Raw genomic sequence first — 9794 nt, forward strand, 5'->3', positions numbered from 1 at the left:
AAGCTGGTCGCTGTCGTTGAAACGACCGTAGCAGATAGTTCCGTTGCAGACGATCCCTTTCGGATCGGAATCTCGGTTATGCTGAGGACATGACTGCGATGGCCCCGCCCACCCGGACCGAGCCGGACCTCTCCTACCTGCTCGACTACGGCGGTCACGCGTTGCGCGCCCGGATGGCGTCGGCGCTCGCCGAGATCGGCATCACCGCCCGTATGCACTGCGTCCTCGTGCATGCGATCGGCCAGGAGCGCACCCAGGCCCAGCTCGCCGAGATCGGCGACATGGACAAGACGACGATGGTCGTGACGGTCGACGCCCTGGAGGAGGCGGGCCTCGCCGAGCGCCGCCCGTCCAGCACCGACCGCAGGGCCCGGATCATCCAGGTGACCGAGAAGGGTGCCCAGGTCGCCGAGGAGAGCCAGCGGATAGTGGACTCGGTGCACGAGCAGGCGCTGGCCGCGTTGCCCGAGGACGAGCGCGAGATCTTCCTGCGGGCGATGAAGCGGCTCGTCGAGGATCATCGGATGACGCCCGTCGAGGCCGAGGTCAAGAAGGCGGTCCGCCGGGCGCGGCAGCGTTCGTGACGGGGCGGCGTTCATGACGAGGCGGCGCTCGCGTCGCGAGGCGTCGGACGATGAGGGGAAAGAGGTGCGGGGCGGGATGCCGGACGAGGTGCAGGGCGGCGTGTCCGACGAGGTGCAGGGCGGAGTGTCCGACGAGGTGTCCGATGAGGAGTTCCCCGGCTATGTGGCCGAGCGGCTCGCGGCTCTGCCCGGTGTACGGGCCGTCACGCTCGGCGGCTCGCGCGCCCAGGGCACCCACACCGAGCGCAGCGACTGGGACTTCGCCCTCTACTACCGCGGCACCTTCGACCCCGAGGCGCTCCGTGCCGTCGGCTGGCCCGGGCAGGTGTCCGAGCTGGGCGGCTGGGGCGGCGGTGTGTTCAACGGGGGCGCATGGCTGACCGTGGCCGGCCGCGCGATCGACGTGCACTACCGCGACCTCGACGTGGTCGAGCACGAGCTGGCCGAGGCGCGCGCGGGCCGCTTCCACTGGGAGCCGCTGATGTTCCATCTCGCGGGAATCCCCAGCTACTTGGTGGTCGCCGAGCTCGCGATCAACAAGGTCCTGCACGGCGAGCTGCCGCGCCCCGACTACCCGCAGGCCCTGCGCGAGCGTGCACCGGACGTCTGGCGTGAGCGCGCCGCCCTGACCCTCGCCTACGCGAAGGCCAACTCCGCCCCGCGCGCCCAGCCCACGGAGGTGGCGGGCGCGATCAGCACGGCGGCGATGTACACGGCCCACGCGGTGCTCGCGGCGCGGGGCGAGTGGGTCACCAACGAGAAGACCCTGCTCGGCCGTTCCGGTCTGCGGCCGGTCGACGCCATCGTGGCCGGGCTGCGGCCGGACGCCGACGCGCTGGTTCGCTCGGTCGAGGAGGCGGAGGCCTTGTTCGGGAAGGTCTGAGGGTGCGGTAGAGGGCGGGGCCGAGCGGCGCGCCGCCTCAACGCCCCCTGTCCCGCCAGCTGTTGACAGCGCGCAGGCCCGCAGGTCACAGTCCCGCGAATGGAACCGAGCGACCTCACCCCCGCCGAAGCGCAGGTCTGGGCGGCGTTCCCGCATGGGGCAGCACTGGACTTCCGTACCTCCGAGGACGAGGACATCACCCGCGGCGCCGGCTGGGGGCCCGACCGCACACTGCGGGCCGAGGTGCTCTCCGCCCTGCTGCTCGACGGCCCGCGCACAGCGGGGGAGATCCCGGCGCTGCGGGTCGCGGGAGCCCGGATCGTCGGCAAGTTGTTCCTGCTGTACGGGCAGATCGAGTGCGCGGTGAGCCTCCTCGGCTGCCACTTCGACGAGATACCGGTCCTGTTCGGGGCCCGGACGCGCCGGGTGTACCTGGGGGAGTGCGTGCTGCCCGGGCTGTCCGCCGGCAGTGTGGTCGTCGACGGGGATCTGTCCCTGGAGGACTGCCGGATCGGCGGCCAGGTGACCCTCACAGGTGCCCAGATCGCCGGGACGCTGACCCTCGACCGGGCCGTTCTCGGGGCGGAGGGCGGCATCGGCACCATGCTCGACCTGGACCGAGCGGGGATCGGCGGCGCGCTGTCGGCCCGTTCGCTCGTCGTGCACGGCGTGAGCCGGCTCGCATCGGTGACGACCGGCGGTGAGGTGCGCCTGGACTCTGCGCGGCTGCTCCGGCCGGACGGGTTGGCGCTGAACGCTCCCGGGCTCCAAGTCGGTACGTTCCTCAGCGCGGTGGGCCTGACCGCCCGAGGCGAGGTCCGGCTCTACAGCACTGGGGTGGGCGGCACCCTCAACCTCGCGCACGCGACGCTCGACAACCCGGCCGACACAGCCCTGCACGCATCGAATCTCGTCGTAGGCGCCGACCTGAAGGCCACGGGCATGACGGCGCGGGGGCGCATCAACCTGCGCGGCGCCCGCATACCGGGCCAACTCGTCCTGTCCGAGGCCACGTTGCACCACCCCGGCAACACCGCGCTGCGTGGCGACGGCATGGTCGTGGGCGAACTGTGGCTGAGCGGACTCGCGCCCGCCGAGGGCACGTTCAGCCTGCGCCGTACCCAGGCCGACCTGATCCACGGCGATCCTGAGAGCTGGCCGCAGCACGTGCGCCTCGACGGTCTCACCTACACCTTGCTCGTCCCGCACGAGCCGGCCGCGCGCCGCCTCCCCCTCCTGACCCGCGACATCGACGGCTACGTCCCCCACTCGTACGAACAACTCGCCCTCGCCTACCGCGCCCTGGGCGACGACACCGCCGCACGCACGGTCCAGCTCGCCAAACAGCGCCGCCACCGCGCGACCCTGCCGGTCCACGCCAAGGCCTGGGGCCTGCTCCAGGACCTCACCGTGGGCTACGGTTTCCGGCCCGTGCGCGCCGCCGGATGGCTGCTCTCGCTGCTCCTGACCGGCTGGATCGCGTACACGGTGCAGCCGCCCCCGGCGCTCAAGGAGGGCGAGGCCCCGGACTTCTCGTCGTTCTTCTACGCCCTGGACCTCCTGCTGCCGCTCGTCGACCTCGGCCAGGAGAGGGCCTACGCGCCCGAGGGCGGTCTTCAGACGCTCTCGTACGTGCTGATCCTCGCGGGGTGGGTCCTCGCGACGACAGTCGCGGCGGGGATCACCCGGGCGCTCAGCCGGCAGTAGGCGGGGCAGGGGCAGGGGCAGGGGCAGAGGCAGAGACAGGCAGGACGGCGAAAGCAAGGGCGGGGCGGCGCGCTCGGCAGGTGGCCGGTCCCGTGGCGCGCCCGCATAATCCGCATATGGCCGCTGCCGCCGATCCCGCCACCCTCCGTACCGGAACCGCCGCCGGCCGCTGGGTGCTGCTCACCACGGTGCTCGGCTCGACGATGGTGCTGCTCGACTCGACCGTCGTGAACGTGGCGCTGCGGCGCATCGGCGACGATCTCGACACGGACCTGGCCGCGCTGCAGTGGACCGTCAACGCCTACATGCTGGCGCTCGCCGGACTGATCCTGCTCGGCGGTGCGCTGGGTGACCGTTTCGGGCGGCGGCGCGTCTTCGTGATCGGCGTCGTCTGGTTCGCGCTCGCCTCCCTGCTGTGCGGGCTCGCGCCCAACGCCGAGGTCCTCATCGCGGCACGGGCCCTGCAAGGGGTGGGTGGTGCGCTCCTGACACCCGGGTCGCTCGCGCTGATCCAGGCGTCGTTCCACCCCGACGACCGGTCCGCCGCGGTCGGGCTGTGGTCCGGGTTCGGCGGTGTGGGGGCTGCAGTCGGGCCGTTCCTCGGCGGGTGGCTCGTGGACGGTCCCGGCTGGCGCTGGGTGTTCCTGCTCAATGTGCCGCTGGCCGCGGTCTGCGTCCCGGTCGCGCTGCGCCACGTACCGGAGTCCAGGGACGGGCAGGCGCACGGGCGCTTCGACATCCCCGGAGCGGTGCTCGGCGCACTCGCCCTGGCCTTCCTCACGTACGCGCTGATCGCCGCACCCGACGCCGGGGCCTCCGCGGTCGTCGTCGGCTCGGCCGTCGCGGGGGTCGTGGCCACCGCGGCCTTCCTCTACGTCGAGCGGCACAGCAAGGAACCGATGATGCCGCTCTCGGTCTTCGCGTCCCGGCAGTTCAGCGCGGTCAACCTCGTGACCCTGTGCGTGTACGGAGCGTTCGGCGGCTTCTTCTTCCTGTCCGCGCTCCAACTCCAGGTCGTCACGGGCTACTCGGCGCTCGCCGCGGGCACGGCGCTGCTGCCGACCACGATCCTGATGCTGCTGTTCTCGGCCCGCTCCGGGGCGCTCGGACAGCGGATCGGACCGCGGCTGCCGCTCACGGTCGGCCCGCTGCTGTGCGCCGCGGGCATGCTGCTCTTCCTGCGGGCGGGGCCGGGTGCCTCGTATCTGCTCGACGTCCTGCCGGCCGTGCTGGTGCTCGGCCTGGGCATGGTCACGCTGGTCGCTCCGCTCACCGCGACCGTGCTGGCCTCGGTGGACCAGTCCCGTGCGGGTCTTGCGAGCGGGATCAACAACGCGGCGGCCCGTGCGGCCGGCCTGATCGCGGTGGCCGCGCTGCCGCTGCTCGTGGGGATGGGCCCCGACGCGTATCGCTCGGCGGCCGAGTTCGACCGCGCCTTCCGGCTGGCGATGCCGCTGTGTGCGGCGCTGCTCGCGGCCGGTGCGCTGCTCGCCTGGCTCACGGTGCGCAATCCGGGACCGGTCGAGACGGAGCCGGAGTCGGAGCCGTGTCATCCGGAGTGCCTGACGCATTGCGCGCTGGACGCTCCACCGCTGGAGAACGGCGGCGCCTCGCCGTCGGCGGGCGGAAGTTCAAGTGCGGAGAGGGATACCGAGGAGCGGTGACCCTGCTGGGGGCCGGAGGCCTGGGGCCTGCGGGCTCGGGGTCCTGGTCTGGCTGGGTGGCGTGGCTCAGGCGGCGACGGTGACGATCGGCCGGTTCTGGGGCTGCGTACGGATCGGGCCCTCGGGCTGCGAGGGGATCAGGGTGAGCAGCGGGCGGTGCGGCGGCACGATCTCCCCGCCGGGCAGCAGCTCGCCGGTGTCGTCGACTATGCCGATCAGTCTTCCGGGTGTCTTTGATGTCCAACTCGCTTCCATGGGAGGGCCTTTCGGTGCTACATGGACGGGTTCTGTTCGCCTGTCCATGTCGTCCTGGGGTGTGGTGTGTCGTTCGCTGTGCAGAGACTGCGGTTGTCCGCGGACGGTCCGGTCTCGTACACCGTGGTGGGGGCCGACGGCTTGCCCGTCGATGCGGTGGAGGAGTTCCTCGGGTACCTGGCGGCGAGGGGTGCGTCGCCGAACACGGTGCAGGGCTACGCGTACGACCTGCGGGACTTCTTCGTCTGGCTGGAGCAGACGGGCCTCGACTTCCGGCGCGTGCGCCTGGAGGTGTTGGCCCAGTTCTTCGACTGGCTGCGTCGTCCGAAGCCGGCCCGTGCACCGGGGGTGTTCGTGCTGCCCGGTGTCGGCCAGGCGCTGGAGAACACCACGTTGCAGCGGAAGCGGGCCGCGCTCGCGTCGTTCTACCGGTTCCACGCCCGGCGGGACGAGGACGTGCCCGCGCTGCTGGGAAACTTGCTGGGCAGGCAGCCGACCGGCTCCTACACGCCGATGCTGGCGCACACCCAGCGGGGCGGTGAGGTCGAGTACAGCCCGATCCGCATCCCCGCCCACCGCAAGCCGCCCCGGACGCTGACCGAGAACGAGGTCCAGCGGCTGATGAGCGCCTGCAACCGGCGCCGGGACCGGTTCCTTATCGCTCTCCTCGACGACTCGGGGCTGCGGATCAGCGAGGCCCTGGGCCTGCGGCATGCCGACCTGAACCTCCGCAAGGGAGAGGTGCACGTCGTTCCGCGCGAGAACAACGCCAACCGGGCCCGCGTCAAGGGCATGAAGGGCCGGATCATCCCGGTGAGGCCGGAGCTGTTCGATCGCTACGCCGCCTACATGGAGAGCGAGTACGGCGCGCTGGACTGCGACTTCGTGTTCGCCAACCTCTTCCGCGCGCCGATCGGCTCCCCGATGACCCGGGCGAACGTCAACGAACTGGTGGAACGCCTGCAGAAGCGGACCGGCATCACGCACTTCTCGCCGCACGCCTGCCGGCACACCTACGCCACCCGGCTGTTGCGGGCCGAGGTGCCGATCGAGGTCGTGGCCGAACTCCTCGGTCATGCCAGCCCGCAGACCACGGCCGAGATCTACAGTCACCTCGATGTCGAGGATCATCGCCGGGTGCTCCTCTCGGCCGGGATCATCAGGGACGGGGCATCGGCCCGGTGAACACGCCCCAGACGCACCGGGGTTCGGCGGGGCTGCTGGCGAAGCTGATGGAGACGGTGCGCCCGGAGTTCCGGGCCGAGATGTTCTGTCCGCCGCGTGACAGCCCGGTGTTCTTCCCCGGTGAATGCCGCATCGTTTCCTGCCCGACGACGCTGACCATGGGCTCGCTGAAGCTCTGTCGCACCCACCATCACCGCTGGGTGGCCGCAGGACGCCCGGCCGACCTGGACAGCTGGGCCGCGGACGAGGACGCGCGCCTGCGCCGCCGCCAGCAGGTGGCGGCCTGCCTGGTCTCCGGGTGCAACCGGGCCAGGGCCGCCCACGGCCTGTGTCACCGACATGCTTCGCGATGGACCCACGCAGGGCGGCCACCCCTTGAGGACTGGGTGGGACGCACCCTCTATCACCCACCGCGCAGGCCGTGGGCCGCCGAGCGAAACTGCGAGTTTCCCGGTTGCCCGCGCTGGACCGACAGCACCGATGCGCCGCTGTGTCACACGCACCACACCCGGTGGCGCAAGCACGGCCGCCCTGACCTCACGAGCTGGTACGACGACCTTGCTCACCGCGGCGACCCGAAGATCCGCCTGAGTCAGCTCGATCCAGCACTCCGTCTGGAGTTCCAGTTCGGCCTGCAGCACCGGCTCGACGAGGGGCTGCGGTTCACCCCCGCCCGCGACGTCCGCCGCGCGGTCACCTGGGCCTGCGAGGCGCCGGTCACCAGCCTTCTGGACTGGGACGAGACCAGCTGGCGCGATCACGTCGCGCCGCTGAGGGCCGACGGACGGCGTCACGGCTACAACGTGGTCGCCTTCCGCTTCATCGCGGACACTCGCTTCGCACTGGAGCACCTGCTCATCGCCGATGATCCGTGGGCCGACCAGTATCCGCGCGAGATTTGGGACCTGCGGCACTTCGCCCTGGCCGAAGGCGAGATGCGCTACCTGCGCTTCGGCGGCATAGCTCAGCCCTGGCTGCGCGAGCTGGCCAAGCGGTGGTGCCGCTGGCGCATCAGCATGAACATCAGCGTCAACACCGTCGCGCAGAACCTGCGCTCCCTGACTCATCTCTCGCGGCACTTGCCGCCGAACGCCGATCCTGGCGACCTGACCCGGGCCAGGATCGAGACGTGGATCGCCGCCTTGGCCGTCGATTACCCGGACGTGTTTACCCGCCGGGCGGCGGTCAACTCGCTGGGCCGGTTCCTCGCGGATGCTCGCGCCCACGACTGGCAGCCGGGCCTGCCCCGCGACGCCGTTGTCTACAACGACGCCCCGCCTCCGCCGCCGGCCAAGCCTCGCTGGATCTCCGAGCACCTGATGCGGCAGATGGAGAACCCCGCCAGCCTGGCCTTGATCGCCACCGACGATCTCCGCCTCATGGTCCCGCTGCTGATCTCCTGCGGCCTGCGCATGAAGGACGCCCGGCGCCTGCGGTTCGACTGCGTCACCCACGACGACACCGGAGCCCCCTACCTGACCTGGGTGAACCACAAGATCCACGGGCGCATCGCGTTCTTCCCCATCAGCCAGGCCCTGGCCGATGAGATCGCCGCACAACAGAAGCGCGTCCAGGCCCGCTTCCCCGCCGGAAGCCACTTCCTGTTCCCCGGCTGGGTGGCCAACCTCAACGGCAGCAAGGCTGTCTCGGACAGCTGGTGCCGCGAACAGATGGAGACCTGGCTGGAGCGCATCCGCCTCATCGACGAGCACGGCCGCCCCGCGCGGGTGACCTTCCACCAGTTCCGCCACACGCTGGGCACCAGGCTCATCAACGCCAACGTCCCGCAGCACATCGTCCAGCAACTGCTCGATCACATGTCGCCGCAGATGACGGCCATCTACGCCCGGCTGCACCAGAAGACCCTGCGCGAGCACTGGGAGAAGTCCCTCAAGGTCAACGCCGAGGGCGAACCCGTCGCACTGCCCGTCGACCACCCGCTCGCCGATGCCACCTGGATGCGGCTGTCCCTGGTCCGCGCCAAGGTCAGTCTCCCCAACGGCTACTGCGGAGCCCCCATCCAGACCGACTGCGAGTACGCCAACCCGTGTCTGGACTGCCGCTTCTTCATCACCACCGGCGACTTCCTCGACCAGCACCGACGCCAGCGGGACGAGACCCGCAAGCTCATCGGCGACGCCGAGAAGGCCGGGCTGTCGCGCATCGTCGAGAAGAACACCCGCACGCTCGGCAAGCTCGACACCATCATCGACGCCCTGGAACAGGCCGGACCGCAGCAGATCGTGGCCGGCGGGAAGGTGACCGATCTCGATGCCACCGGCTGACAACGCCCACTTCCTCGTCGAAGCGTCGAAGACGCGCAGCAGGCAGGCACGCGAGCGGGCCGAAGAAGCCGTCAAGGCTGCGGCTCGCCGCAGTGAACGGCCCACGGTCGTCGGCATCGCGAACGCTGCCGGTGTCTCCCGGTCCTGGCTATACACGCAGACCGACCTCATCACCGCGATCAACCAGCTCCAGACGCGAGCCCCGGCACCACACCGCAGCGCCCGGCACGCGGCCAGCGACGCCTCCCTGCAACGCAGGCTGGAGACCGCGCTCGAACGCAATCGGCAGCTTCGCGACCAGGTCGCCGACCTCACCCAGAAGCTGGAGATCGCCCACGGCGAGATCCGCCGTCTCCGCGTGCTGTCGAGCACCCCGGTGGGTGGTGCAAGCAGCTCGGGGTGAAACCCCGGCAAAGCCGACGACAGCCCTACGCGGTGCGATGCCTGAACCGGCGCCCCTCTACGCTGCTGATCATGACGCAGAGCCCTGTTGAACTGGTGATCTTCGACTGTGACGGCGTGCTGGTGGACAGCGAGAAGATATGCGTCAAAGTCGACGCCATGATCATGGCTGACCTGGGGTGCACGTTCACCGAAGCTGAGATCATCGAGCGGTTCGTGGGCTCGTCCACCGAGGTCTACACCGCAGCAGTCGAGGAACGACTCGGACGGCGCCTGGAAAAGGGATGGCAGCAGAAGTACGAGCATCTGTATGAGGCGGCCTTCGAGGCCGAACTGACTGCTGTCGACGGCATCGCCGAGGTCCTGAAGAGCCTCACCACAGGCGTCTGCGTCGCCTCGAACGGTGATCACGCCGGCATCCGACGAAGCCTGGAAATCGCCGATCTGACGAACCACTTCGAGAACCGCATCTTCAGTGCGGCCGACGTCCGCCGAGGCAAGCCCGCACCCGACCTCTTCCAGCACGCTGCACGCTCCATGGGAGTACAACCCGAGCGATGCGCGGTGATCGAAGACAGCGCATACGGGGTGCAAGCAGCTCGGGCCGCCGGCATGCGAGCCTTCGGATACTGCGGCGGCCTTACCCCGGCCTCGCGACTGGAGGGGCCAGGCACCGTCGTCTTCGACGACATGCGCAACCTGCCCGAACTGCTGGCGACCGCCACCGCCTAAGCTCGCACAGCCCCTCGCCCAGAGCCGCTGAAACGACATGTCCATCTCGCAAAGCAGCACGTCAGACCAGCCCTTGTGACTGGGAGATCGACATAAC

General features: G+C 70.3%; 9 protein-coding genes. 8 read left to right on the forward strand and 1 reads right to left on the reverse strand.

Features of this window, described 5'->3' with window-relative positions:
- Positions 1 to 89: 89 nt before the first annotated feature.
- The 4 genes from BLT97_RS14455 (at position 90) to BLT97_RS14470 (ending at position 4838) form a co-directional block, all read left to right on the forward strand.
- Complete coding sequence (locus tag BLT97_RS14455; RefSeq protein ID WP_093609899.1) at positions 90 to 584, forward strand: MarR family winged helix-turn-helix transcriptional regulator; 495 nt, start codon at positions 90 to 92, stop codon at positions 582 to 584.
- A gap of 76 nt (positions 585 to 660) precedes the next feature.
- A complete protein-coding gene (locus tag BLT97_RS14460; protein WP_218137301.1) occupies positions 661 to 1467 on the forward strand; it encodes a nucleotidyltransferase domain-containing protein in 807 nt (268 codons plus the stop codon).
- A 99-nt stretch (positions 1468 to 1566) separates the two neighbouring features.
- Positions 1567 to 3174 (forward strand): hypothetical protein, encoded by a 1608-nt coding sequence (locus BLT97_RS14465; RefSeq protein WP_093609901.1) that lies wholly within the window; start codon positions 1567 to 1569, stop codon positions 3172 to 3174.
- 116 nt (positions 3175 to 3290) lie between these two features.
- Positions 3291 to 4838, forward strand: coding sequence for an MFS transporter (locus BLT97_RS14470; RefSeq protein ID WP_093609903.1), 1548 nt, complete (start codon positions 3291 to 3293; stop codon positions 4836 to 4838).
- A 66-nt stretch (positions 4839 to 4904) separates the two neighbouring features.
- On the opposite strand, the gene BLT97_RS14475 is transcribed toward BLT97_RS14470, so the two are convergent.
- On the reverse strand, positions 4905 to 5093 hold the full coding sequence (locus BLT97_RS14475; protein ID WP_093609905.1) for a hypothetical protein: 189 nt from the start codon (positions 5091 to 5093) through the stop codon (positions 4905 to 4907).
- 66 nt (positions 5094 to 5159) lie between these two features.
- Between BLT97_RS14475 and BLT97_RS14480 the strand changes: the two genes are divergently transcribed.
- The 4 genes from BLT97_RS14480 (at position 5160) to BLT97_RS14495 (ending at position 9697) form a co-directional block, all read left to right on the forward strand.
- Complete coding sequence (locus BLT97_RS14480) at positions 5160 to 6278, forward strand: tyrosine-type recombinase/integrase (RefSeq protein WP_245769318.1); 1119 nt, start codon at positions 5160 to 5162, stop codon at positions 6276 to 6278.
- Positions 6275 to 8563 carry a tyrosine-type recombinase/integrase gene (locus BLT97_RS14485; protein WP_070200818.1) on the forward strand — a complete coding sequence of 763 codons (2289 nt, stop codon included), beginning with the start codon at positions 6275 to 6277 and terminating at the stop codon, positions 8561 to 8563. The genes BLT97_RS14480 and BLT97_RS14485 overlap by 4 nt, the downstream gene beginning before the upstream one ends.
- Positions 8550 to 8966 (forward strand): DUF6262 family protein, encoded by a 417-nt coding sequence (locus BLT97_RS14490; RefSeq protein ID WP_070200819.1) that lies wholly within the window; start codon positions 8550 to 8552, stop codon positions 8964 to 8966. The genes BLT97_RS14485 and BLT97_RS14490 overlap by 14 nt, the downstream gene beginning before the upstream one ends.
- Positions 8967 to 9037: 71 nt before the next feature.
- The gene (locus tag BLT97_RS14495) at positions 9038 to 9697 is read left to right on the forward strand and encodes an HAD family hydrolase (protein ID WP_070200820.1); all 660 of its coding nucleotides are present in this window, start codon (positions 9038 to 9040) and stop codon (positions 9695 to 9697) included.
- The last annotated feature ends 97 nt before the right edge of the window (positions 9698 to 9794 follow it).

Source organism: Streptomyces indicus, from assembly GCF_900100315.1.
Lineage (GTDB): Bacteria > Actinomycetota > Actinomycetes > Streptomycetales > Streptomycetaceae > Streptomyces > Streptomyces indicus.

Bases quoted from the DNA above. Each gene is read 5' to 3' on its own strand.
- BLT97_RS14455 (WP_093609899.1), top strand. From the start codon at position 90: ATGACTGCGATGGCCCCGCCCACCCGGACCGAGCCGGACCTCTCCTAC.
- BLT97_RS14460 (WP_218137301.1), top strand. From the start codon at position 661: ATGCCGGACGAGGTGCAGGGCGGCGTGTCCGACGAGGTGCAGGGCGGA.
- BLT97_RS14465 (WP_093609901.1), top strand. From the start codon at position 1,567: ATGGAACCGAGCGACCTCACCCCCGCCGAAGCGCAGGTCTGGGCGGCG.
- BLT97_RS14470 (WP_093609903.1), top strand. From the start codon at position 3,291: ATGGCCGCTGCCGCCGATCCCGCCACCCTCCGTACCGGAACCGCCGCC.
- BLT97_RS14475 (WP_093609905.1), bottom strand. From the start codon at position 5,093: ATGGAAGCGAGTTGGACATCAAAGACACCCGGAAGACTGATCGGCATA.
- BLT97_RS14490 (WP_070200819.1), top strand. From the start codon at position 8,550: ATGCCACCGGCTGACAACGCCCACTTCCTCGTCGAAGCGTCGAAGACG.
- BLT97_RS14495 (WP_070200820.1), top strand. From the start codon at position 9,038: ATGACGCAGAGCCCTGTTGAACTGGTGATCTTCGACTGTGACGGCGTG.